This window comes from Pedobacter humicola (assembly GCF_056490705.1).
The window spans coordinates 30,401-56,139 of record NZ_JBWJIG010000004.1 but is presented as its reverse complement, the minus strand read 5'-3'; the positions used below and the strand labels follow the sequence as shown (position 1 = coordinate 56,139).

Below are 25,739 nucleotides of genomic sequence, written 5' to 3'. Positions count from 1 at the left end.
TCACTAAATGCACACTATTGTGTCACCTCAAAGACTTTCAAGCGTAGTAATCCAAGCATTGAATCTCGGGCTTTTGCTGCGAATTCTGACAAGTCCAATGGTTTCTGCAAGAATGTCTCCATAAACTATTTTATTATAACCGCTTATTATTCTAGAAAGCCGTTTAGAAGGTGCTGTGGTCGCACCATTATTTATCATTTCTGGATTGGCGTAGTCATTGAAAGTTTTTTCTAGTTCTGCTACGCCGACCAAATCTTGTTTAGGAATTTGATCTTTAATAATGTTGATATCATTGAATAGCAAACCTTCAAACTCATGAAGTTGCATATATGGCACAAAGCGATTATGAAACGCACCATCAATTCCGCCCTTCATACCTGCTTCAAGAGAACTCATCCTGTGATTTTTATCTACAATTTTTTCGCAATCTTCCCATAAAGGAAAACCAAACTTGCTGTATATTCCATAATAATCTATGAATGTAGTTACAAAAGCCGTAGGATCAGACTTTAGGTGCGTTTCAATTTGTTTTTGTAATATTTCCCACTTTACAATTCCTCCTCTCGAATGTTTAATTGTTGGAGCTTGGATGATATAACCTTTCCCAAGCATATACGGGGCAAGCGTTCTCTCACAGAACATTTGTTCTGTTTGCCCTTCGCAAACTATGATGATCCTTTTCATATTATCAATAATTTGGTTGTCCTTTATCAATAATATTTCTCTTCCATAGATCATCAATTGTAAAATCATCAAGCCACTGGCTTAACATTTCACTATCCAATCTGTTGAATTCACTTTCACCGTTGATTTGATCAACAGTGATTATATCTTCTGGCTCAAAATGCGCTATCAAGTCTGTGGACTGAGTGGCTATAATAACTTGACAGCCTTTAGATGCTACCGATTTAATCATTCCTCCTAGCTTAGCAATTGCCGAAGGATGAAGCCCTAGTTCTGGCTCATCTAAAATAATTGTTTCGGGTAATGTCGGTTGCATAAATAAAGTAGTCAACGCAATAAAGCGAATTGTCCCATCTGACAGATCATTTGCCCCATAGATCATTTCACTATGTTTGCTTTTCCACCTTAAGCGAATGTTGCGATTCCTATCTGGTCTAAAGCTAAAGTCTAGAAAGTAGGGAGCAATAGACTGTATTGTTCGTACAATTAAGTTATACGTTGCAGCATTTTCTTCGTAAACCTCATAAAGATAAGAGGCCATGTTCTGCCCTTTACTATAAAGAAAGTACTTATCATTATCAACATTTGATTCCTTATTAAATGGGGAATTTTCACCTGTATCATGAAAATGATATTTTCTCAATCCATCAAGATAGTGTTTAATGTAAGTCGCTCTTGGCATGTGATTGTAACGAAGGTTGGATTCCGTTGAAAGGGAAGCAATATCTTGGGGGTTATTTATATTCGGATTTCCGCTGTACCATAAGCCTTCTTTTGTGAAAATGAAAAATTCTTCCGCTTTTTTTAGAGTAAATGAATAAGCATTACGATTTAACCATAAACGAGCAGAGATTTCTTCAGTTACTTTATCGCCTTTATGAAGAAATTTTTCAACCCCTCCATTCAGTGCAACATATTCTTTCAGATTTTGATTATAGATACTTTGCAGGAATTCAAAAAAGGATAAGAAATTGCTTTTTCCACTTCCATTTGCGCCGATAAGGATATTAATAGATCTTAATTGAAGTTCAAGATGTTTGATGGATTTGTACCCTTCTATCCTAATTTTGTTCATTACTTCTTGTTCTGAATTTGAATGCGGTGTATTTTAATTATTAAATCTAAGCCAAAAAAATGCATAAACTCAAACTCTTCAAAAAAAGAAGGGATTTCAAGACACGTATTCTGCGAGGTTTGAATCGCATATATACGATGTAAAATCAACCCCTGACTCGGTAAAACTACTATAATTTTTGAAACTTAGGGCGGCAATATAACCAAAAAAATCTGCTACCTTTTGCAATTAATCAGAATCACTTTACAATATATTACCCAAGAATCAAGTTGTTATTATCTTGGATGCAATAGTTATTTTGAGAAAATCTTTATCGTTGGTAACTAAGATCGTTTTCGATCTTTCTACTAATTCTGATATGTAAGAATCGTTAAAATCTACTGTCTCAAACCTCTTTAAAACAGACTTTTTATCTATAGATGAAAAGTCATCGGAGATGGGAACTAGAGAAGGTAACGCTAAAATTTTGTTAATTAAATTAGTAACTACAGAGACTGATTTCTTATACTGATTAGTTCCTACGAAATCTCTTTTGAAGTCCTGATTTATAAGCTTACCTTTATCGACCCACTGTTTAAAATCCTTTCTAAGAAGTACATTCGCAAATTCAGATAAAATAAGCGAAGAAGTATATAAAGCGCTTTTTTTTATCAAAATTTCACTGAATAATGATGAATAAGCTTTTTGATCTGATTTTTGAAAATCAGCTATTGTACCATACAGAAGAAGCCAGATATTCGTATCAAAGAAAAATTTATCTGCAAAAGTAACTTTATGATCTTTTGGCTTAATCGATTCCATAAATTGCATCATTTGAATTCTTTTCAAAATTCTCCTTGTCTGCAAAATACTCCTTTGCTCTCTGGATGACATCTTTAAAAAGAATTCGGTCGTCTTCTTCTACATTTTGCAAAATAAGATGGCCATTAAGGAAATCTCTTGTATATGCTTTATTGCTGTAAAGTCTGCCAATTGCTGCATTAAGGAAGGCAGTGATCATTATTGTAATTCCTGCAAAATCCAGTTCCACTCTCTCATTTTTTTTGAGGTATGAATCTACCAACTCAAAAACCTCATTCCCTTTTTCAGTAGATACTGCAAGTTCAGATTTGATTATGTCCTTGATGATTAAGTGTTCCATTGTTTGAAAGTTATTTGCTATCATTATTTACAAAGATACGTAATATTTAAAAAATGTTTTCAAAATCCTCTATTTCACTTGTCAATGAATAGTGATTTGTGTCATTAAGATTAAATTTGATATTTACAATCGTTCCATCGAACACATAGTTAAGCTTCTTTGTTTCAACTACTCCATTCTTATATTCATAAAATCCATCCGACGATATAACCTGAATTTTTCCACGATTCAAGGTAATAAAATCGAAAATGACGCTCATTCCAAGACCACCTGAGGTATTTCCAATTTTTGTAGTGTTTCCTTTGATCATCGCCCACTTAATAGCCTCAGACGCATCGTAATCCATTTTCAAATACTGCGAAACATTTTGTTTTATGTTTATGCCCTTATCAACAATTGTAAAGTGTAAAGGTTTGTCTTGCTTTCTTGGAAAAAACTGCCCGCAAGTGTGGATATATTCGCACTTGCCGTGAGTCCTCGCATTTTCATACATTTCAAAGATACTTTTAACAATCTCCTTGCCAAGCTTGTCACTATGTTTAGGAAATCCATCTTTGTTTAATAGTTGCTCCTGAATATATAAGCTGAAGCCAATATCATCATTTGGCATAAATTTTCTATAGGTTAGCGAGGTATCATAACGATCAACAATTTTTGTATAACCAAAAACCTGTAAAAAACCGTTCTTTCTAAGAATTGTTTCTACACCTCGAGTCATGTTTATAATATTTATTTTATTTCCTTGAGACTCAAGAATTTCAAATATTGCTCCAATTAAAGCACATAAATTTGCCTCTAAAAAATTTACAAGGCTAAAATCAAATGTAATGTCTTGATTTCTAGCTTCTTTAAGGGTATTAGTAAGTCGGATGACATATTCATACCCTTCAAATTCGCTTTTTATTTCTTCAGGAACCTGAATTATCATTTATAAATAATTGAGTGTTAATTTAAGTTGAAGATAATAATTTAGATGGGGTAATATAAAAAATACCATATTAATTGGTAAAAATAAATTAATTAGGCAAATAACCAGTTTTCCCATAACTTATAAGAAGTTATTTTATAAATGACCAAAGATAAAACCTTAACAGGCATTATTGGTGGAGTAGATGTTTGATTCTTACTAATACGTCAGTTGAGATTCAATTATTGAGACAACTAACATTTGCGATTACGGCCTATGTAAAAAACATAGGGCAAAGAAAAACCATGTAGTTAAATCTAACGTCGTTAATTTAAATTAATATTTATACAAGCTAAATAAGAGTAACGTGTATAATTAAGGGTTTAAAAGGTTTTTCCTATTGATGTTATCTATATATTAAGGCTTCTATATCGGTCATATCCTCACTAGAATTTCCGTAATAGTGTTTTTCACATCTTGGACATTTGGATTCTACATGTCGCAGGTCATAATGCATTGTGGTATCACAATGAGGGCAGTGCGGTCTTAAGTCGATAATTGAAATTTTATTATTATATATATTGTAGCGCCAAGACCATCTCCATTTTTTCAAACGTTCGGTAATATATGCTTCATAAGGGAAAGGTTGATTTAATGCGTCTTTCTTAAACTTAATAACAAAACGAATAATTGTAATGCTTAATATAAGATCAGTAAAATCCAAAACAAGGAAACCTTATATGTTAAAAATATTAATGTATAATCTTTAACAACAGAAAATGTATTATTCACGTGGTAAACAGATTCTAATCTTTATAAGAATCATACGCCAGGGTACCTATACCAGTGAGCAATAATATTGCTAATCCTGTTTTAAATTCATTAATCTTGTAGCATACTTTTTAAGAGTCCGCCGTTTTATATTAAAAACCTAGAAAGTCATCTGTATTTGATAAGGAATATTGTAGAGATTATACATTTTTACTCGAAACTCATAATATGTAGTAGAGCTATTCATGACATCCTTTGCCTCTTGTATATACTCTTGCAATTTCAGGATACCTTCATCATTTAGAAATTGATAATGATGTTTTGCTCTGATGCAATATCCAACATAATTATTCATCCGTTGTAATGTTGGCAAAATTTCTTTGTCAAACCTACCATAGATTACTTCGTTTGTAAAGGCTGCTACTTTCCTGTCTTTAAAATAGCGTGACGGGTCTCCTTCTAGATTCATGATTCGAAAAACAGAAACATAGAAATCAAGATCAAATTGAGAAGGATGATTCTGTGCAATAGAGGTTAGGATTTCTCGCGCTCTTTTTAATGAGATTTCGACCCCACTCATTAATTTTATTTTCTCATTTTGTCTGTCTAGGAATTTATCTGAGAATTTGTCATTAATAAGGTTTTCTGCACCTTGAATTAACAATAATTGAAGGTTTTCCCTTTCTTCCTTTAGTAGTTGCTTTTTCGAAACTACATTTTCTTGAGACTTTTTTTGATTAAGCGAATCTTCCATAATTAATAATAAAGTTTGTATTTATTGCTTTTAAAATATTCTGCGACTGGAGTAGATTCTCTCCAGCTGTTTTCTAGTGCGGTAAGTAATTTTTTAAATTGTATTTCGGGATTATGTTTCCTTGCTCTAGCCCATGCCGTTCTATTGTCTTTTGAATCCCGGGCATTAAAAACATAAATAAAACTCGGATGAATATGGTTTTGATCAGCGAATTCATAAACAAAATCGTCGTTTGCCAAGTGGGGTTTAACTTTTTTCATTTTCTCAGTCGAAAAAAGATATTCACGAGCAAAGTTATTTGCTTCGTTTTCCTTTTCTAGCAAGGTTAATTTATCTGGCTCTTCCTCTGATAAATGATAGTTACCTAGTTTTATTTCATCCCAGTCAAAAATTACGTGAAATAATTCATGGATAAGAGCAAACCATAAAGTTGGGTAGAATCCTCGGTAATTCGATAACACTATACATGGTTTTCCATTGTATTGAATAGTAGCTCCTCTAAGATGCAGATCAGACATTGATGGAAGATAAATCACCGTAATACCACGTTGAAAAAGATCCTTAATAACATTTAATAGTCCTAATTCCACATTGGTAGAGTGCCACCTAATCTGCGGAAAGTACTCTATCAGTAACTTGCGATCATATTCATAAGGGTTGTTTAACTGTTTAAAAGCATCTTCAGCATTATTCAGCCAAAAATCTCTTGTTAACTCATTTTTTGGTGCAATAACGCCGCTACTAAAAGCAATACTTCTACTGGGCCGTTTATAGTCATAGATCGAAGATAAGCCAAAGTGAGAAACGATTTTTTTCTCAATGGCATCAAAATCAGTTATGCTATCTATAAAGCCAGATTTTTTTAAAACTGCGAGGTCAAAATTATCCTTAATAAATTCTACATTTCTCTGGGAGTTGCCGTTGTATTCTGGGAAGTTTTTAATTAGTTCTTTTAGGTAAAGGCTAATTACTTCATCAGGTTTTATCTTCAAGAAATGCGAAAGTTTTAAAAAATTACTAAAGTCCGCTCTTCTCTGTTTCCCTTCCAATATGCCAAGTAAAGTAACTCGTTCAATTTTTAAAATATCTAGGGCTGTTGTTCGTGAGATATTAAGTTCCGAAATTCTCCTATCAAATACTTCTAATAAAGTCTCATTACTTACAAATGGAGCTGGCTTAAACAAATCGCTAAGCACTTTATCTACATCAAAATCTTTTTCATCTCTATTGTTCATAACAAAAAAAAGGTATAGTTACCTTGTGTAAAGGTAGTTGTTTTAACGCCAAATGCAAATTATTTACAAAAAAAAGTGGCCTTCTACCTTATTTGTTGTTTTTGTTTTTGATGGGGGCTTTAATAGAAAATACATAGCTTGCCTGTATTAGATTTATTCATAATTAAATCAGGTATTAGTATGATTAATGAAATTAAAAGTAGCAATAAGTTTCAGACATTACAATCGGGAATACAGGAGTCGGTCCAAAAAACCGAAGCTGGCAAGCAGAATTTTCTTAGTTTCATCAATTGCAACAAGCTTATTAAGGAAAGGCCGTTACCAACGCAGTTCATTACCTCGTATTATTCTTACGCTGCATCGTTTGTACACTCAGAGGGTTTTAGTTCCAGTGTTTCACAAGTTTATTTTGAATCTAGGGCAAAATGGAAAGAGTTAAACGATATGTTCAAATTTAAATTGATATATGCCTAGCTGTTTCACCTCAGTTTTTTATATCTTATATTGAATATGATAAACACAACAGGAAGACGGAGGAGAGAAAGATGTATGGGAAGCTCTTTTGCTTTGTAAATATTATCTGGATGCTGTAAAACTCAACAAATGGACTAAACAGAACTTTAAATCATTTTGCCCTTAATATAGATATTGACCCTGCTAAATGTTTTTTTAGCAAATTTTGTGTGACGATATAGCCTGCCTTTTTCTCTTCTGAAGAGTATCTATTTCTCTATTCAATTTGTGCTTTCCGTTTTAATTAGCGGATATTTCTTAATTTACCCTTCATTTTTATTTATGGAAGATTCACTCTTAACAGACATAAGACAATTCAGAGAGGACATTCGCAATGGCGGAGCTAAAGGATACCATATAACCTCGGAAGTAGCTTTTAGCGCATCTCAAATGGCTGATTTAATGGAGATTATTGACTGTTTTTTTGATAACCATTTTAAAGTAGAACCTGGTATATTTCAGCGGCCGGTGCTTTTTAAAAATTGCACTTTTAAGTCTGATGTTCATTTTGAGCGCGTGACTTTTGAGCGTTCTGTCCGGTTTTTGGACTGTACTTTTGAAGGCAAACTCTTTTTTTCTAGCTTAAACTTTGAGCGTTTGGATTTTGATGGCGGATCTTATGCTGAGCTTAGATTCAAGGGCAACATGAATACTGGAAAAGAATTCCCAGCGGAGATTACCTTTTCCGGAGGGAATTTTGAAACCTTACATTTTGATTCTAAGGAGGTGAATGCCGCCCTTATGATTAAAACGGGAACTTTTGGGCATTGCTATCTCTCCGATGGTAATTTTCATGGTAAACTCTCTATCGATGGGCTCGATGTAATTATCGAGCATATGTCAATAGATTCTTGTTCTTTTTTAGAACGAGTTGATTTTAAACAGTCTACCAGCGTGGGATCATTATGGCTGCACCGGGTACTATTAAACCAGATGACCATTTTTCATGAGAGCTTTCTCTGCGATAACTTAACTCTTGATAGCGTTACAGCGAAACAACGCGTAAGTCTTTCTAGCAACGGCAATTTATCTTCTGTGCGTATGGGCGATTGTGATTTTAACAGCAGTTTTGAATGTAGTTGTTACGGAAATGTCGAGCGTTCTCTCCACCACTATTTTTCATGCGATATTTATGGGGTGATCCGTGGAAACATTTTATTTGAGGATATCATCTTAAATTCGATCTCTCTTGGCTGCAGTAATTTTGGTAATATTGTTTTCCGTAATACCGATACCCATTTAATCACCATCAAGGGTTTTTTAAATTTCAATAGGTTAACCTTTGCCAATATCAGATTGGTCTACAATAATCATCTTCTAATCATCTTTGACTCTAATATAGATAAGACTGAGTTTGTGAATATAGATTTCAGAAAGTTCGATGAGATTGTGATTGCAAGAAGCGAGGTAAGCAATATAGTTCTTTCAAATTCTGTTCTTCCGCCTAATATTATGATTGGAACCAGTGATCCGAGGTGGGGCTATGTGATCGCCGAAGATGAGAAGATAAACGATAATACTTATCGCAGAGAAAATTACCGTCAGCTTAAATTGGCTATGGAAAAACAGGGCAACCGCAGTGCCTCCCTGGTGTATAAAGCAAAAGAGATGCATTTTCTCCGTATGGAAATGAACTGGGGATGGGATAAGATACTGCTTTATTTAAACTATATCTCCAATAACCATGGCCTTAGCTGGTCGAGGGGGTTGCTATTTACGCTTGCCTCTTCCGCTCTGATGTATCTGCTTTTTGTTTTCAGCCTGCCCAGTCCCCCCGTATTTTTTTCTCTGCAAGCCTCGCTTAGCCAGACAGGAAATGCACTGCTCATCTGGGTAAATGGCTTTGCTGAGTTTTTAGCTTCATTTCCGCTTTATAAACGTCAATCGGATTTGGCTACAGACTGGCATTCTTTTACGGTAATCATGTTATCTAGGATCGTTGTAGGTTATGGCGTGTATCAAACTGTTGCGGCTTTCAGAAAGTTCGCAGGAAAATAATTGGATTTCTTTGTTTTTTATGCGTTTGGGTTTTTGGCTTATAGGGATTTATTTGCGTTGTTTTTTGTTTCTATTGTTTTCTTCTTTCCTGTTCCTCTATTCGGCTCCTTTGATTGAAATTTAAGCTAGTATGCACAAGATTGCAGTTTGAACGATGTTAAGATGAACTAAGTTCCTTTCCAAACCCTGCGCTCTTCATAAGGAAGTTCATCGTATCTGGTAGAATTTTCTCGTGGATGAGCAATTCCTGCCTAAGTCATAGCCGAGTTAAGAAGAATAATAAATCTTTGTGATAGTAGATTTACAAATACAATGTTATATAAATTGATTACTTTAGTCTTTATCTAAACTTATCGTTATCTCAATGGAATTAAACCCTAAACACTTTGATGTAATTCTTAATGCGTTTCTTAAATCCTGGAGCCTAGAAAGAATTAAGGCAATGAGTATTCATGAATATGCAGACTTATCTGATCATGATTCCCTATGTTATTGGCTCGAATATGGCACAAAGAGCCTTGGGGCAATTGGCAGAATTTCTTTGAACAAATTCGAACTTTGGAGGCCAAAAGACAAAAAAGAGTTTAAGGACAAGAGATTTAGGATGGAGGGCGACTATGCTTATAACGCCAACAAAGGAGATAATTTGAATGAAGCATTCGAGCAGATCAGGAAATCTATAGTAGAGATTGTTACGCTGAGCCAAAAGAAAGATTGGAAGGCAATCGATGGCATTAGGTTTCATGCTATTGCAAAATGGAAGATAGCCTTTCTGTTTTCGGAAAAGGAGCTGCTACCTGTTTATAGCATTCGAGCATTATTAGCGATATCAAATGGATTGGGTCTTACCTTTAATGGGAATGAGTTGATTTCTTTTTTACAAGAGAATATCCTTAAGCAAAAACCAGAAGGAGAGGATGTAGTGGAATTTGCATATCGTACCTATTCGGAATTTGCGAATCGGACCAAACAACCTAAAAAAAGCTATTACATTATCGGAAGCAAGTACGGAGATGGTAGTGGGAATGATTCTGTTAATGTAATGGAAACCTTTTTGCGAAATGGTTGCATTGCGATGGGATGGCTGGACTGGGTTGATTTCAGTGCTTATATGAATGCTGAAATGAGCGCAGTAAATGAATTTGTTTCAGAAAATTGGAAGGAAGAAAAGCCATCATCACATGTGATACAAAGATATTTCCGCTTGTTTTCACAAATTAAAGAGGGCGATATTATTGCTGTTAAGTCTCATGGGGCATATGGACAGCTCACCATTATTGCTTATGCTCAGGTTGTTTCAAGAAATGGCCAAATATACTTCCATGATGAAGATTTATTAGGCCACCATATCCACGTAGAGTTTCTCGATGCGGGATTCGCAAATCACACCGGCGAAACCTATGCAGCAACTATACATCAACTTACTCCAGAGAAAGATAAAGCCGTATTTTATAATATTTTCGGTTGGTATTCGGGGGATATAAATAATGACGATGAAATTGAGCATGGAGATGAGATCATTGTAGAAGAGCCCGAAGGTAACGAATTTAATGATGCACTGGACGAAGATTATAACGAGAAAACGGAATCAAGTTTTGAGAGGAGTGCTATCGCTTCTGTTATTGTAAACCGCCATCATAATAGGATACAAAATAAATTTATAAGGTATCTAAAAGACACTTACCCTGGTGATCACTGCACTGGAGAAAGACGCAATATAGATGCTATAAGGGTCACAGCAGATGAAGTTCATATCTACGAGATAAAGCCTTCGGCGAGTGTGTACAGTTGCATCAGGCAAGGTATCGGCCAATTATTCGATTATCACCATCAGGAAAAAAGCACAAAACAAAAAAACATAGTTATAGTTGGACCAAATGAACCCGACGCAGAAGACCTGAGATTCCTCAACGAAATTCAAGCCATTGTCAATATCCCATTAAAATACATTGCCTTTAACGAATCTGATTTGACAGCTGTTGAGTTTTAAGCTAGTTAGAAAGGAGCTCTGCGGAATTGTAGACACAACATTACAAATGATATTGCCATTGTTTATTTACAAATTTTAAACTAACCATTTACCAACTAGCCATGTTTAATTATGAAAAAGTTTATAACCTTGTTTATTCTGTGTTTAACATCCTTATCACTTATTAGTAGAGGGCAGGATAGTGTACTTGTGGGCGACTTAAATCCGAAGCTTTTTAAACAAAATTTCACGGAATATGATCAGTACACATCAATTTTTTGCGCTCAGGCATCGGAGATTGCTTACTGGAAGGAGAACAAGATTTCAGCTCTTTTCAGTAAACTTAAAGCAACCTATTCCGATAATATTTTTGAATACAAATTTATAGATGATAATTACGGGCTACATCATAATCAAGTGCTACTTATCGGCACCAAAGAATTTTTGATTGTCGCTTTTAGAGGTACGGAGCCAACGATATTAAAAGATTGGTATTCCGATGCAAAATATTGGAATTACGAAAACACGCCAGAATCGGACGCAGCGCTTTCATACATGCCTCCGGGTCATGGAGGATTTAGAAAAGCACTACAGCGGTTAATGCTTAAAAAAGATTTAATCAACCAGATTAAAGCTATGATTTCAAGATGCAACTCAAATGGAAAAACAGAGGAATTCCCTATTTATCTGACGGGTCACTCACTTGGAGCAGCGATTTCTCAGATGTTTATTGAACCACTAAAACAAAACAACTTAAATTTTTCAGGTGCTTACCATTTTGCGCCACCATTGGCCGTAGGGTGCATAGTAAACCACGAAATGAAAGGTAAGTATGGGAGTATAGTTTACGATATTGTAAACTATAAAGATTATGTTCCGCGTGCTGGAAGGAATGATGTAGCGCACTTTGGTAAGTTCTATAGAATCTGCAATGACGGTTTATTATACAGGGAGACTGAAGCTTATGTAAAATTCAATGGGAAGGAATATTTGACGGAATTTAAATTACATGCTCTATCATCGCACCTCAAAGCAATAAAAAATAGTCGAAATAAGATCGAAGAAGTAAATCTACGATCAATTGGTGATTTCCCATGTATGGAACTAAAAGGTAAGCCTAAGACCATTTGCAATTAAATGGCAATGAGCAGTTAGGGAAAATATAATTGCCTATTATATTGATACGAAAAAAAATGTAGAAAGTACATTTCAGATGAGTCCAATGATGGATTAATGGTGCCATACTTAGCGGTGACTAGATTGCCGCATCCTGGGCAAAGACCTTTTAGTCTGGGCTCAGTAGACTGGCAAGGTTTTGGCCTATTTTTAAATTGCTTTTTTAAAAAATTGCCCCCTATTGTTTATATAAATGAAAAGACTAAATTAGCTTAAAATAACTCTCTCATGTATCACTCTATTATTCCTGTGACGAATAGTCACGATCCTATTGTTATCGAAGGAAGTACAAATACCCAGCTTATACTTTTTAACGCAGGCCCTTCAGATATTGAAGCTCAAATTTGGACAAAATGGTCAGGGAAAGAAAATAGTAATTACCAGGAAAATGCCTATGAGCCAAATTTTAGTATTGAACTACGTCCTGGCAATGAAAAAATCGTTTCTGGAGCATTCATAAGAGTTAAACTTAAAGATAATGGGAACAGTAAGGATTCATTTGCTGCTGTTGGAACAAGGCTGATCTCAGAATTTTATATCTAAATTATATGTCTCTATCTTATACTAATCAAATTCAAATACTCCATCTGTCGGATTTACATTTTGGAGATTATCACATCTGCAACCCAGCGCCATCGGCTTCGCGAGCAGGAATCCCTACATTAGCTGAACTAATTAGTAATGATCTTCAAACAGATTTCGGTGCCACAGTTTCTGACGTTACTGATTATGTCGATCATCCTCAACCGCCTCTAATTTTGGCCATCTCAGGAGATTTCACGCAAAAGGCTAAAAATAATGAGTTTAAAGAAGCTGAAAATTTCCTTGATAGCCTAATTAGTAAACCAATTATGAACCGCATCGTTGCCAAAAAGAATGTGTATGCTATTCCTGGGAATCATGACGTTTCTTACGATGCGCATTCGCCCGACGAACGCTTTCAGCCATATACCAATTTCTATAATCGCTTTTATAGTAATGAAAGGGCAGTCGCGGCGGCCCACAGACCCATGGATTTTACCCAAGTTCACACTGACAATATTGATGGTAACAAATTTTTGATAGCAGAAATTAACTGTTGTATTTATGTTGAAAAAGGGACAGAAGATAGCAGTCGTGGGCAGGTAGATATGGATTCTATTAAAAGGTTGAGACAACAGTTGACAGAATTATCACAAAGCCCAGATTATGAAGATTACATCAAAGTCGCGATGATGCATCATCACGTCGTTCTGTTGCCCGCTTTTATTGAGTCGGGACGCGGGGTCGATTCTATTGTAAACGCAGCCTATCTTCTGGAATTGCTAAGCGAAAACAATTTCCATTTAATTTTACATGGGCATAAACATTACCCGCAAATATTCAATTATGAACCTCTACCATTGTGGTCGGAAAACAGCACAAAAATCCCTCAATTGGTTATTTCTGGAGGAAGCTGTGGAAGCAAAGAACTACCAGACACTGTTGACACAGCTTGTAACACTTATAGTGTGATCACAATAAAATGGCACCCAGCGGCTAATCAAGCAAGAGTTCAAGTTATTACTAGAGGTTTAGTTAGAAAAGGAAAGAAACTACTCGCGCCAGATGAGTGGAAATGGAAAACAGTAAATATTAGTGACAAAATACTTTCGCCGTACCAAACGATACCGCCGGTTGGTAAATTCCGCTTAGCAGATATCGATGACGATAAAGAAAGGATTGGAAAATACGAAATACAACGAGGGATGATGCCAGTTGTTGAAGTAATGCCCTCGCTTATACCAAATCAAGCTTATGAGGTTAGAGCATGGATTGTACCGCATAGACCAGAAATGCAAACCGGGCCTAAACTAGCTACTGTAGAGTGGTCGGCGGGGAATAAATTCAAAAAAATTATTTGCGAGCGAGAGACCAATCCGGATTTTTGCATGGCATATCAGTATTGGGGACCAATGTTGATAGAAGCGAAAATGATTTTCGAGGATGGCCATGCGATTTCATCATTTATATATGCTCGAATGCCAAAAGACGAAACGAAAAGAACGGCCTAATTGGAGTTGTAAATGTGATCAAAAAAGTCAACTAACCACTTTTAGTATAAGAAGTGGTCAGTTTAGTCCGAAAAAGTTGGTTATCTTGAATTTACAAGGACTATTCTCGAAATATTTGTAAAAAATCAATAAAAGCTGACTCTCCTCGATTGGGCCATTTTAAATAGAGATCTTCGCGACCTTCTACTGGAATATTCATGTTCCTAAATTTCAGATCAAGATCTTTTTTTGCCCATATACTCCAACTCGTTTCGCTGGGATATCTATCTCGGATAGCGCAGTAATATTGGAGACGGAAATCGTAATTCTCGTCAAAATATTTGGAGAGATCCAAAGCTTTTATGTGAGTTGGGAACTCGTCATAAAGTATACCTAGAGCGTTGATTCCAGTTCGTGAAAGTGAATTCCCTCGGCTTACCATTTTATCGATATGTGATGCTGTGAAACTTTTGCCATATTTTCGGCACAAATTATACAGTAATTCGGCTTTTTGATTCCCCTTACTCGTTCCCCTTACTTTATTGCCCAAAATAATCAGGTCATCAAGTACCTTGCTAATTTCTAAGGAACTAGTCCTAGAAACAGCAATCGCTAATTCAGATAGCTTTTCGTAAATCGCATTATCGCCCAGTAAGAATGCAGAACTAACACAGGCCTTCAGATCTAATTGTAGCTGCGTGTGATTTCGTCCAAGGGCGATATTACGGATGTGATGTTGAAGTCCGTCAGAGAAGTCATTTGATTCAAAAAAACTAATTGTCCGGGATGCTGCTCCCTCCAACTCGACGTCATATTGCCGGATATACTCCTGTATCCAGACATAGTATCCAATATCCTTTTGGGTATTTATTAGTAAGAGAATTATCGGAACTCTACACTCTTCGCAATATTTTAAAAATTTTGTCTCTGTTTGAAGTTGAATTTCGCCATTCACAACTTTGCACTTTTCCATTCCTTTAACCTGAACTTTGACATATTGTCCCGTGACAACGTTATTATCAACTAATTCCAATTCAAGGTCAACGCCAAAATCTTTATGCAGCTTTCTACCAATCCAATTTTTATTTTTTGAAATAATGTAAAGAGCTGTACTTTCTGCCCTATCTCCAATATGTTGGGCATTTCCCCTTCTTGTTTCAGCCATAATATTATTTTTCAAAGTTTACTATACTCCAATTTATGTCCTTAAACCTTTCTGGTTTCAGTGTGATTTTGCACTAATGATACTAAATACGCCAGTTTAGATTCGATGTTGCTAAACCGGTTGAAACGGGGCACCTACGATAAAGAGAGTTCGCTAATATTATTTAGGTTTGCTCATCACCAGTGCCCAATCTTTTATTCCGTCTGCTTCTACAAATTCCAAAGGGAATTTCCGTTCTATCGTTACGCTTTTGCCTCCAGGTGCAATTCTTGAAGTAGTTGCAATGATTCCTTTTTTTGCACCGGTAAAGGTAACATCTGTAGAAAAAGACTTTACCGTCTCGATGGAAACATCATTTGAATCCTTGTACCTCTTGCATTGCACTATGATCAACGGACTTTTTATTTTATTTTCGGAATCTTTAATTACAATGTCTATTCCTCCATCGTTCCCGCCAGGGCCAAGTTCTACCGTAAACCCGAGCCGATCAAAATAGGTCGCACAAAATTTTTCAAAATTACGCCAATGGATATGCTGGAGTTTTTCTGGGTTAGCAGCAAGATAATTTATAAACTTTTGGGCAATAAATGTCTCACCACTATCCGCAATATCACTGCTAAATAAATCTGCCAAAGGGGTTTCTTTTATAATTATATCACCGTCATTTAGAAATTTGGAATTACCTCGCTGCTGGTTTACTACAAATGTCATCAAGAGGTCTTTCACAAAAGCTATAGGCAGTTTATCTTGTTCAACAAGTTCAAAGATGATTGAGGTCGGGTCAATCATACCACTTTCTCCAGGCCCAATATCTTTCATCATTCGAAGTACCTTTTTCTGCCAAAAATTTGTATCATATCCCTTTGCATCCCATGACATCATAAGCTGCAAGACAATCACAAATGGTGGCCTCGTATCAGCAACATCACCTAGCTTGAAGCGTATGCCTGTCAGAAGTTCATCAAATGCCTCTGACCGAAATCTAATAACGCTGGTTTTAATTTTTAATTGGTCTGATAGGTTGAGGTCGTCCTCTGCAATGAGTTTCAATAATTCGCGCTCGTTTAATATGATCCCTGTTTTAACGGCTATTATATCAATAATTGTGTCAATGATATCTGTTGTTTTGGCTGTGAACGCGCCCATATAAATTGTTCAGTAAAATAATCATTTTGGCTAAGATAAAATTTTCCTTCAGATCTTTATGTACAGAAGAAAACCAAATAATAAAGCCGAACTAAATTTCACATTGATAAGCAGGCCAACAGGATAACACAATGAACTCACCTACTCCTATCTCTCCACCGCATAAAACCATCAAATTCCTTTCTCTGCCCTCCTTCTGTCCCGGTTCAAAAAAGCGACTACAAAAAGTGCCAGCGTCCCTTAGCCATCAGCATCAAACAATATCGAAACCAAATATTTTGCTCCAAGTGCACCAATTATACAGCAGAGCTAATAAAAAGTAGTCAGTGTAAATTTCCCAAACCAATTCACAACACTGAGTTAACGAATTTTAATTAACAGAAAATTGTCTCGTTCAATCCTATTAAAGAGATTAGGCACGCCATTAAAACCTAGCATTAACGTGGCGAAAGCGTATGTTACCGTGGTGAATACACATTAAGCAGCTAAAACTAAATCTAACGACATAAAATACACCTATAAACGGGTCTCAACAAACCTTTCCGGTATTAATTAAACTTTAATTTTAAAACTTTAGGATCGCCATCTTTATTCATCTATTTTAGGGGTAAAATCTAACCGTACATGAAATACTGGCTAACGCTCTTGACAATTTTTATAGCCTTTAACCATTCCTTTGCCCAAAAAGATAAATCTTACCGGATAAGAATAAAGGCAAGCAACATCCCATCGAAAAAAATCTATCTCAACACCATGAAAAGAGATTCGTCAAGAAATCTATCCTCGCCAACGATTGATTCAGCAGGAGTAAACAACGGAATTTTCACCTTGCACAGAGATACAACCCTACTTGAACCATCTTGGTCTACAGTATCTTTTACATTGATTCTTTAACCAAAAAACAAGGATATTTAATTTTTCAGAATAAATTCCACCCCAACCAAAAAAGCAGCAGTTTTATTCTGGAAAATACTGAAATCACAATTACCGGAGACACAAAATCTCCAAAGGGCTTACAGTTGACCGGATCAGCAGAGAGCAATATGGCTGAGCAATATAGCTTGTTGGTTCCCGAAACATATAAACTCGACCTAAAAATTGATGGTTTAAAAAAAGCCGGCAACAAAACGGCAATTTCTGCGGTAATAAATTCCAGGAACGACAGCCTGATTGCTTTTAAAAAAAGTTGTTCAGCCTGGGCACACAACATCCAGGCAGCTGGCTAATCTACTCAATGTTTATCAGAACGCAAGTATGTTAACCCCCACCGAACTGGCCCAGATAACCAAGATCTTTAGTAGTAAAATGATGGAAACACCAAAAGGCAAATCACTTTCAATCTTCGGCCAACAGAGTAAAAATCTTGTACACGGTGTTAGTTTTTCATCATTCAGTTATTTCGACGAAAACAGAAAAAAATCGAACTGAACGACATAAAGGGCCAAAAGGGAACCATCATAGTTTTTTGGGCAAGTTGGTGCGGACCATACAGGCAAGAAATCCCGGAACTAAAAAAGCTCTACCAGTCTTATAAAAGTAAAGGAATAAATATGTTGAGCATTTCAACCGATCATGATATAGATGCCTGGAAAGGAGCGTTAAAAAAAGAAAATATGCCACGGGTGAATATTTCAAATCTTCCAGGTGATTATAAGCTGATCAATAAGACCTATAACATTACCGCTATCCCTGCCATATTTCTTCTTGACGCACAAAATAAAATCGTAATGCCCAACGACTACCGGATCTCCCTTCTAAAAGAAAACATTGAAAAAATGTTAACGAAGAATTAACTGCCTTCCCAGGATTCTTGGTGGTTTTGTTACACTGTTAAATAATCCCCCAGGCCACAGAATATCCGCCCAGAGTTGTATCCTGCAAGCATTGAGTTCCTGTTCTTTTTTAGTAGTAATAATAAAATGAACCTATAGGTACGTATAGGGCGATACTTTTATTTCAAAACTACTTGTTGTTACAACGTTAGGGTTCATTAGCGAATATTTCATCACAGAATTAGGGTAAATTAATTGCTTTTTTGTCACAAAATTAGGGTAAAAGGTTTTGGCAATTGTAATAGAATTAGGGTAAATGTATGTATTATTGTTACTGAAATGTTCGCGGAAATCAATTTTTAATTTCCTAATATTTTGTAGCTAGATGATTTTTCTTGTGTAAAACGAATCAATTTTGTAGATTTGAGTGATAACATTTGAGCCAAAAAACCGTCATTTTGACAGTTAGTGAGTCGAAATTGTATTTTACAAGTATTTGATAGTCAGAAAGTTGTTAAAATAAAACTTGTTCTGGTTTCGTCGGGACCACTCCTTTCGCCAGTAATTACCTATAACTGCTGGCTTTTTTGTTAAATCGGGCCACTCCTTAAAAAAAATTAGTTGTTCTTGAAAAGTGCTAATTCTATTTACCGATTATTTAACGCTTTATTTTTTTTACCCCAGGCACTTAACTGACAAAAAATTGGCAGAAACTCCATCGCCATTGGGGTTAGTTCATACTCTACTCTTGGAGGTACCTCGGCGTAAACTGTTCGTTTTACAAGATCATCTTGTTCCAATGCGCGTAATTGTAGGGTTAACATTCTTTCGGATATATATGGAAATTCTTTTCGCAGTTCGCCAAACCTTAATTTTTGGTTCCCAAGTTTATCTAATATGACGATTTTCCACCTTCCGCCTATTTTGTTAGCCGCATAGGTGAGGTCGCAATCGGTTATAAATTTTTCATTAAGCGTATAGGTCGAGTTTTCTTTCCTGGCTGTCATTACTTACGAATTTGTTAGTACCGTACAAGTGGTTGTGCATCCTATAAAAATAGGTGGTATGAGTTATTATTGCAAGGTCATTTTAAAAGCAAATAAATATGGACTTATATTTAAAAGAAAAAACAGCTTTAGTTACAGGTGCCAGTAAAGGAATTGGTAGGGCTATTGTAAAGGAGCTCGCGTCAGAAGGGGTGAAAGTTTTTGCTACCGGGCGTAATCAAGATTTATTAGAGAGTCTTCGTAGGGAAATCGTTGCTCTTGGTCATCAGGAGCCCGTGATCTTTGCACATGACCTACTTGCACCCAATGCTCCGGAGATCATTGCTTCCGCGGCCTTATCTGCACTTAGCCACATCGATATTCTCATTAACAATGCTGGTCAAAGTCAGCCAGTTGCTATTTCAGGATCCGAGGAGCCCTGGATTAAAACTATGGGTCTCGATTTTGAGCGACCTCGGCTGCTTACACAACAATTATTGCCACATTTCATCGCCCGCAATCAGGGTGTCATACTCAATATCACCAGTACGTATGAGTTACGCTCTTTAAATGTATCTGCAGTGGCTAAGGCGGCCTTGGCCATGTGGTCTAAGCAGCTTGCCGGTGAAATAGGTAAATATGGGATCCGGGTAAATTGTTTACAGCCTGGGCTGATTGATACCGATAATATCCGCTCTTATTTCCCAGGTGATGAACGCCGAAAATTTGCGGAAAGTGAAATACCCTTAAAAGATTTTGGCGAGCCACAGGATATGGCCAATATGGCCGTTTTCCTGGTTTCGACTCGCGCTAAGTATGTAACGGGAACGGTATCGGTTGTCGATGGTGGCGCCAGCCATTCTGCATTCTGACAAGGTAACATTTTGAAATCCTGATTACTGCAGTAGATTAAAAACAAAAAACCCTGAAACAAGTTCAGGGCTCTTTTTATTTTACTTCTTCGTAATCTACGAAGTCGCCGAGTTTATCTGTTTTACTTTGATCGGGCTTTGGAGGCATATAATCTATCGAAATAGAACCTTCAGGTTTTGACCGTTTCTGTTGTTGCTGTCCGGTAGCCTGACTTTGCATCTTGCTCGCGAGGTTATTAAACAGCATTGGCAGAATTAGCCTGATCAACATTCTGATCAGCCAAAGTACCAATATCGTGATGAAAATGAATTTTACTAATACCATTCTTTAAATTACTGTTGTTACAAATATAGACGTCGTAAAATTTATTTTGTTACTTTTTCCGCCTTTAATTGCAATTTGATTACAATATAATACGTATAATGGCCTATAATGGTTTTAGTCGATCTTTATAAAGCTTCTTTTACAGAAAATTTATCTTCTGCCTGTCATTAGTCTTCAACTATTTCAGCCACGCGGCCAACCTGGCCATCTTCGAGTCTGACTTTTATCCCTCTCGAATGAAATGCGGAAGAAGTAAGCAGATCTTTAACCGTTCCGTAAGTGATGTTTCCCGACCGCTGATCTTTCTTCAGGATAATTCCGACTTCTAATCCTGGATAAATGTCTTTTCTGTTTTGCCCGTCCATGTTTGCTGTAATAAGATAATGATGAAAGCTTCAAAATTCCATAATTATTTTGAATGTTATGGCAATTTGCTAAAATCTATTTGTGGTTTTTTACCAGTCGAAGTTCTGGTCAAGATTTTTCCTGGTTTCGTATAATCGTTAAAGAAACCACCATTCTTTAAATAAAAAACACCTTTATCTACTCCTCCCTGATAATCCATCCGGTAACCTTTTACTCCGGTATTATCGGTGGTAAAACGGGCAGACTTTAACTCGGTCCAGGTGCCTTTATCATCGCAGATCCATTGGTTATCGAACAAAACTTTTCTGGATAAGTCACCCTGAACTGGTGAGAAGTTTTCTAAAAAGGAATGGAAGCGTTTTAGATAAGTTTTTGTCTGTGGCCTGGTAAAACTGGCTATTAACTGCCATTTATTGGTTTCAGGGGCAAAGAAATATGCGGTATACGTAGTTAAGCTATCTTTTCCAGGTACACCATGGAGTAAGAATTTATAGGTATTTCCGGCTTTCCATAGGTAATTTAAATAGCTTTGGCCACCTGCGCCTTCATTGCCAAATTCTCCGGTGTGTACCCCCTCACCTTTTTTAAGCATTTTAATTTTGTGCGATTCAGGGATGCTTTTAGGATCGTCGGTATTGAAAGGGCTCCAAACGGAGAACAGGATATGCCTTTCTGTTGGGCTGTTTACCTGCATGCCAAAATAGCCTTCACCAAAGCCGCAGGCCATAAAATAAGAGCCTAAAATATCTTCGCCTTTTGGTACAGTTACTTCGTTGTAATACCACTCCGCATTTACGTTTTCAGGCTGTTGATAACCTAAATGAACCGATGGCCCCCGTCTGCCCCAATGAAAAAAGTTTCCCTCATTGTTTTTAACATAGGCCGTTTTACCTTCGATGGCTGTTCCATCAATGGATAAAGTTTGTATGGAAGGAAACTTAGCGCCACTTTTGCTTATTCCTTTAATGCTTAGGGCCACATAGCCGGTATCTTTAATGGTCCACTCGCCAATCTTGCCAGCGAAAGGTTTAGCTTCATCAAAACTTATTTTTTTTGGTTGATTATTAATAGAGAATTCCAAGACCGATTGTCCGTCCAAAACAGGTTTATCGCGCAGCGAGATCATTAACCTTCCGGGTTTAGAAATCCTGAAATAAGCCGTAAAATATTCTTTTTGATCAGACCAGTTTACAATCCCGCTATTGGATAAGGTTCTCTCTGAATCCTGGTGTAAGGAACTGTAGGCATTACCCGCCAGTGGCAGCGAAATTGCCGAAGCATTTTGGGCATAACTTTTCATGCCCATAACACCGAGTACGATCAGTGCTGTTAGTTTAAAAGATTTCATTTGATGATTTTTAGATAACTTATTGACTGCAATTGTAATCCAAATTATCTAAAAATCATGCTATAAAACTAAATCGTTACTTGCCGAATTTTTCGTTGAACATTTTCTCTAAAGCAAACATTTCATCCCGCAGTTTTGCTGCCTGTAAAAAGTCCATATCTTTCGCTGCTTTCTGCATATCCTTGCGGGTAGTATCAATTGCTCTTTGCAATTCATTTTTACCCATGTACTGCACTATCGGATCGGCAGCAATGCTGATTTCGGCATTTTCTACGTAAGCCCTTGCCTTATTATCGCTGGCTTTCTGCGAGAAATCGAGCACCGATGTTTGCTCTAAAATGGCTTCTCTCGATTTGCCAACGGTTTTAGGTGTGATGCCATGTTCAAGGTTGTAGGCAATCTGTATATCTCTACGCCTGTTTGTTTCCGAAATGGTTTTCTCCATGCTTTCAGTGATGCCGTCTGCATACATAATTACGCGCCCTTTATCGTTACGGGCGGCACGGCCAATGGTTTGGATCAATGATTTTTCTGAACGTAAAAAGCCTTCTTTGTCGGCATCTAAAATGGCAACGAGGGTAACCTCTGGTAAATCTAATCCTTCACGTAAAAGGTTGATTCCAACCAAAACATCAAACTCTCCCAAACGTAAGCCACGGAGGATTTCTACACGCTCTAAGGTTTTAATTTCGGAGTGGATGTACCTGGTCTTGATATTTAAGCGATCGAGGTATTTGGTTAATTCTTCAGCCATGCGTTTGGTTAGAGTGGTTACCAAAATACGTCCGCCATTTTTGATGGTAGTGTCTATTTCATCCAAAAGATCATCAACCTGGTTAATGGCAGGTCTGATTTCGATAACAGGGTCTAGCAAACCGGTTGGCCTGATTACCTGTTCTACCACCACACCTTCTGATTTTTCCAGTTCATATTCGGCTGGCGTTGCGCTCACATAAATGGTTTGTGGGGCAAGGGCTTCAAATTCGTTAAAGTTTAAAGGCCTGTTATCTAGCGCAGCCGGTAAGCGGAAACCATATTCAACCAAAGATAACTTACGCGACCGGTCTCCACCATACATCGCCCTAATCTGCGGAACGGTAACATGACTTTCATCAATTACCATTAAGTAATCTTCCGGGAAATAATCCAGTAAACAGAAAGGGCGCATGCCTGGCTGCCTTCCATCAAAGAAACGCGAATAATTTTCGATACCTGAACAGTAACCAAGTTCCTTCATCATTTCGATATCGAAATTGGTCCGTTCTTCCAGTCTTTTTGCTTCAAGTAAATGGCGGTCAGCAATTAATTGGTTCTTGCGGATTTCAAGTTCTTCCTGAATACCCCAAATCGATGAATTAAATCTGTCTTTTGGTGTAACGAAAAGGTTGGCAGGATAAATGGCCATATCTTCGAGTTTCTCCAAAGTTTTACCTGAAACAGGATCAATGGCTGAAAGCTCTTCGATATCATCGCCGAAAAATGAAATGCGGTAAGCATGATCAAGGTAAGCAGGATAAATATCTACCGTATCGCCCTTCACCCTAAACGTTCCACGTTTAAACTCCGTTGTGGTACGGGAATATAAAATCTCGACCAGGCTGTGTAAAAATGCATTTCTTGAGATCCTCAAACCTACGCCAAAACGGAAAACCATTCTGGAGAAATCTTCCGGATTACCCATACCATAAATGCAGGATATGGAGGATACCACAATAATATCACGGCGGCCACTCATTAATGAAGAGGTGGTGCGTAAACGTAGTTTTTCGATCTCTTCGTTAATGCTCAGATCTTTTTCGATATAAGTATTGCTTGAAGCTATAAAAGCCTCTGGCTGATAGTAATCGTAATAAGAAACAAAATAATTCACCGAATTTTCGGGGAAAAAGTTTTTAAACTCACCGTAAAGCTGTGCGGCCAAAGTTTTATTGTGACTTAAAATCAGGGTAGGTTTTTGGGTCTGCTCAATCACATTGGCAACTGTAAAGGTTTTTCCCGATCCTGTAACCCCCAATAACGTTTGATAATGTTCGTTGGCATTTACGCCATCAACCAATTGTTTTATAGCGCTAGGCTGATCTCCGGTAGGCTGATATTCTGAGGTGATTTTAAATTTCATGAGTATATCAAATATACGGTTTAAGCAGTAAAGAGTAAAACAGGAGAAAGTCAGAAAACTTTACTGTTTTTTTATAACAAGCTAATTTCGCTAAATTTATAAAGTGCATTTAAAGCACATTACAGCACATTAACCTAGTAAATCGAAAGTTTAACTTTCGATTTACTAGGTTAATGTATACATTTGTATATGTTGATTATCAGAAATCTTGCATCTCAATTAAGAAATAGGCTTAAAAAATCACCGGCTGTCGCTATTCTCGGACCGCGGCAGGTTGGAAAAACGACATTGGCAAAAGAATTAAGCAATGACTATATATATCTTGATATGGAAAATCCGAGGGATGTTGCTAAACTACAAGATGCTTATACTTTTTTAGAGAGTTTACAAGATCATACTGTAATTATTGATGAGGTTCAGTTGTTGCCGACACTATTTTCTCTACTACGTCCATTAATCGATGCGAAGAGAACACCAGGAAGATTCATATTGCTTGGATCAGCATCGCCTGAATTGGTTAAAGGCGTTTCTGAAACATTGGCGGGTAGAATTTCTTATAACGAATTATGCACTATCGGACTGACGGAACTCCCAGATACAATAGGTTTGGAAGAGCATTGGTTTCGTGGTGGATTTCCGGAATCTTTATTGTCAGAAAATGACTTACTTAGCAAAGAATGGATTGATGATTTTATTGTAAGTTATGTGGAAAGAGACTTAGCAAAGATGTTTGGTGTAGATTTAGCCCCTACTTTGCTCAGGAATTTCTGGAGCATGCTTGCCCATTTAAATGGAAATTTATTTAACGGAGAATCCTTTGCAAGGTCATTAGGAGTAAGTGCACCTACCGTTAATAGATACTTGGACTTTTTAGAAGGTGGGTTTTTAATCAGACGTTTACATCCATGGTTTGTGAATGCAAAAAAGCGATTAATTAAGTCTCCTAAGACTTATATAAGGGATACTGGCATTTTGCACCGTTTACTGAATATACCAGGTTATACTGATCTGTTCGGTCACCCGGGCGTAGGAGCATCCTGGGAAGGTTATGTGATAGAACAAATTTATCAAGTAAAGGAAAAGCAGACTGAACTTTTCTTTTATCGGACCCAAACCGGGGCAGAATGTGATTTAATTCTTGTGCAGGGAGTTACTCCAGTTGCATGTATTGAAATTAAATTGTCAAATGCACCTTCGGTATCTAAAGGATTTATCAGCTGCATAAAAGATCTTGAACCAAAATATAGGTATATCATTACGCCGAACAGTGAAACTTACTTATCATCAAATGAGATCACAGTAACCAATATTAGAAACTTCTTATTGAATATTCTACCTAAAATCCAATAAAAAAATCCCCGTTGAATTTCTTCAACAGGGATTTTGTCAACAATTAAATCATCAT

24 protein-coding genes are annotated in these 25,739 nt (G+C 36.7%); 10 read left to right on the top strand and 14 right to left on the bottom strand.

Going from position 1 to position 25,739, the window contains the following annotated elements; genetic code table 11:
- Window positions 1-27: 27 nt before the first annotated feature.
- The 7 genes from AC04Q1_RS08185 to AC04Q1_RS08155 all read right to left on the bottom strand — a co-directional run bounded on the left by AC04Q1_RS08185 (window position 28) and on the right by AC04Q1_RS08155 (window position 6,567).
- A complete protein-coding gene (locus AC04Q1_RS08185; RefSeq protein WP_478363558.1) occupies window positions 28-684 on the bottom strand; it encodes a DUF4276 family protein in 657 nt (218 codons plus the stop codon).
- A 4-nt stretch (window positions 685-688) separates the two neighbouring features.
- Complete coding sequence (locus tag AC04Q1_RS08180) at window positions 689-1,759, bottom strand: AAA family ATPase (protein ID WP_478363556.1); 1,071 nt, start codon at window positions 1,757-1,759, stop codon at window positions 689-691.
- A 264-nt stretch (window positions 1,760-2,023) separates the two neighbouring features.
- Complete coding sequence (locus AC04Q1_RS08175; RefSeq protein WP_478363554.1) at window positions 2,024-2,560, bottom strand: PIN domain-containing protein; 537 nt, start codon at window positions 2,558-2,560, stop codon at window positions 2,024-2,026.
- A complete protein-coding gene (locus AC04Q1_RS08170) occupies window positions 2,547-2,900 on the bottom strand; it encodes an STAS-like domain-containing protein (RefSeq protein ID WP_478363552.1) in 354 nt (117 codons plus the stop codon). The genes AC04Q1_RS08175 and AC04Q1_RS08170 overlap by 14 nt, the downstream gene beginning before the upstream one ends.
- 46 nt (window positions 2,901-2,946) lie before the next feature.
- Window positions 2,947-3,828, bottom strand: coding sequence for a hypothetical protein (locus tag AC04Q1_RS08165; RefSeq protein ID WP_478363550.1), 882 nt, complete (start codon window positions 3,826-3,828; stop codon window positions 2,947-2,949).
- Window positions 3,829-4,738: 910 nt separating this feature from the next.
- Entirely contained in the window at window positions 4,739-5,332 is a 594-nt protein-coding gene (locus AC04Q1_RS08160; protein ID WP_478363549.1) for a P63C domain-containing protein, read from the bottom strand.
- Window positions 5,333-5,334: 2 nt separating this feature from the next.
- Window positions 5,335-6,567: an ImmA/IrrE family metallo-endopeptidase gene (locus AC04Q1_RS08155; RefSeq protein WP_478363547.1), complete on the bottom strand. Its 1,233-nt coding sequence runs from the start codon at window positions 6,565-6,567 to the stop codon at window positions 5,335-5,337.
- A gap of 795 nt (window positions 6,568-7,362) precedes the next feature.
- On the opposite strand from AC04Q1_RS08155, the gene AC04Q1_RS08150 reads away from it, so the two are divergent.
- From AC04Q1_RS08150 to AC04Q1_RS08130, 5 genes are all read left to right on the top strand, one after another.
- Window positions 7,363-9,078 carry a pentapeptide repeat-containing protein gene (locus AC04Q1_RS08150; RefSeq protein ID WP_478363545.1) on the top strand — a complete coding sequence of 572 codons (1,716 nt, stop codon included), beginning with the start codon at window positions 7,363-7,365 and terminating at the stop codon, window positions 9,076-9,078.
- Between the two features lie 364 nt (window positions 9,079-9,442).
- Window positions 9,443-11,068: a hypothetical protein gene (locus tag AC04Q1_RS08145; protein ID WP_478363544.1), complete on the top strand. Its 1,626-nt coding sequence runs from the start codon at window positions 9,443-9,445 to the stop codon at window positions 11,066-11,068.
- 111 nt (window positions 11,069-11,179) lie between these two features.
- The gene (locus AC04Q1_RS08140; protein WP_478363542.1) at window positions 11,180-12,184 is read left to right on the top strand and encodes a lipase family protein; all 1,005 of its coding nucleotides are present in this window, start codon (window positions 11,180-11,182) and stop codon (window positions 12,182-12,184) included.
- Between the two features lie 267 nt (window positions 12,185-12,451).
- Window positions 12,452-12,766: a hypothetical protein gene (locus tag AC04Q1_RS08135; RefSeq protein ID WP_478363540.1), complete on the top strand. Its 315-nt coding sequence runs from the start codon at window positions 12,452-12,454 to the stop codon at window positions 12,764-12,766.
- A 5-nt stretch (window positions 12,767-12,771) separates the two neighbouring features.
- A complete protein-coding gene (locus AC04Q1_RS08130) occupies window positions 12,772-14,256 on the top strand; it encodes a metallophosphoesterase (RefSeq protein WP_478363538.1) in 1,485 nt (494 codons plus the stop codon).
- Window positions 14,257-14,356: 100 nt separating this feature from the next.
- Here the strand turns inward: AC04Q1_RS08130 and AC04Q1_RS08125 are convergent, their stop codons facing one another.
- On the bottom strand, window positions 14,357-15,415 hold the full coding sequence (locus AC04Q1_RS08125; RefSeq protein ID WP_478363536.1) for a DUF4365 domain-containing protein: 1,059 nt from the start codon (window positions 15,413-15,415) through the stop codon (window positions 14,357-14,359).
- A gap of 144 nt (window positions 15,416-15,559) precedes the next feature.
- The gene (locus AC04Q1_RS08120; RefSeq protein WP_478363534.1) at window positions 15,560-16,546 is read right to left on the bottom strand and encodes a restriction endonuclease; all 987 of its coding nucleotides are present in this window, start codon (window positions 16,544-16,546) and stop codon (window positions 15,560-15,562) included.
- An 860-nt stretch (window positions 16,547-17,406) separates the two neighbouring features.
- Here AC04Q1_RS08120 and AC04Q1_RS08115 point away from each other — a divergent pair.
- The 3 genes from AC04Q1_RS08115 to AC04Q1_RS08105 are packed head-to-tail and all read left to right on the top strand — an operon-like array spanning window position 17,407 to window position 18,339.
- Complete coding sequence (locus tag AC04Q1_RS08115) at window positions 17,407-17,772, top strand: hypothetical protein (RefSeq protein ID WP_478363532.1); 366 nt, start codon at window positions 17,407-17,409, stop codon at window positions 17,770-17,772.
- A 28-nt stretch (window positions 17,773-17,800) separates the two neighbouring features.
- The gene (locus tag AC04Q1_RS08110) at window positions 17,801-17,974 is read left to right on the top strand and encodes a hypothetical protein (RefSeq protein WP_478363530.1); all 174 of its coding nucleotides are present in this window, start codon (window positions 17,801-17,803) and stop codon (window positions 17,972-17,974) included.
- A complete protein-coding gene (locus tag AC04Q1_RS08105; protein ID WP_478364089.1) occupies window positions 17,932-18,339 on the top strand; it encodes a TlpA family protein disulfide reductase in 408 nt (135 codons plus the stop codon). The genes AC04Q1_RS08110 and AC04Q1_RS08105 overlap by 43 nt, the downstream gene beginning before the upstream one ends.
- 626 nt (window positions 18,340-18,965) lie before the next feature.
- On the opposite strand, the gene AC04Q1_RS08100 is transcribed toward AC04Q1_RS08105, so the two are convergent.
- Window positions 18,966-19,325, bottom strand: coding sequence for a winged helix-turn-helix transcriptional regulator (locus AC04Q1_RS08100; RefSeq protein ID WP_478363528.1), 360 nt, complete (start codon window positions 19,323-19,325; stop codon window positions 18,966-18,968).
- A gap of 98 nt (window positions 19,326-19,423) precedes the next feature.
- On the opposite strand from AC04Q1_RS08100, the gene AC04Q1_RS08095 reads away from it, so the two are divergent.
- A complete protein-coding gene (locus AC04Q1_RS08095; RefSeq protein ID WP_478363526.1) occupies window positions 19,424-20,176 on the top strand; it encodes an SDR family NAD(P)-dependent oxidoreductase in 753 nt (250 codons plus the stop codon).
- Window positions 20,177-20,252: 76 nt separating this feature from the next.
- Here the strand turns inward: AC04Q1_RS08095 and AC04Q1_RS08090 are convergent, their stop codons facing one another.
- From AC04Q1_RS08090 to uvrB, 4 genes are all read right to left on the bottom strand, one after another.
- Window positions 20,253-20,501: a DUF4834 family protein gene (locus AC04Q1_RS08090; RefSeq protein WP_478363524.1), complete on the bottom strand. Its 249-nt coding sequence runs from the start codon at window positions 20,499-20,501 to the stop codon at window positions 20,253-20,255.
- 167 nt (window positions 20,502-20,668) lie between these two features.
- A complete protein-coding gene (locus tag AC04Q1_RS08085; RefSeq protein ID WP_478363522.1) occupies window positions 20,669-20,866 on the bottom strand; it encodes a YwbE family protein in 198 nt (65 codons plus the stop codon).
- A gap of 56 nt (window positions 20,867-20,922) precedes the next feature.
- Window positions 20,923-22,215, bottom strand: a complete 1,293-nt coding sequence (locus AC04Q1_RS08080; RefSeq protein ID WP_478363520.1) for a DUF3472 domain-containing protein — start codon at window positions 22,213-22,215, stop codon at window positions 20,923-20,925.
- 76 nt (window positions 22,216-22,291) lie between these two features.
- Window positions 22,292-24,334, bottom strand: a complete 2,043-nt coding sequence (uvrB, locus tag AC04Q1_RS08075) for an excinuclease ABC subunit UvrB (RefSeq protein WP_478363518.1) — start codon at window positions 24,332-24,334, stop codon at window positions 22,292-22,294.
- Between the two features lie 189 nt (window positions 24,335-24,523).
- Between uvrB and AC04Q1_RS08070 the strand changes: the two genes are divergently transcribed.
- Window positions 24,524-25,684, top strand: a complete 1,161-nt coding sequence (locus AC04Q1_RS08070) for an ATP-binding protein (RefSeq protein ID WP_478363516.1) — start codon at window positions 24,524-24,526, stop codon at window positions 25,682-25,684.
- Window positions 25,685-25,739 lie beyond the last annotated feature (55 nt).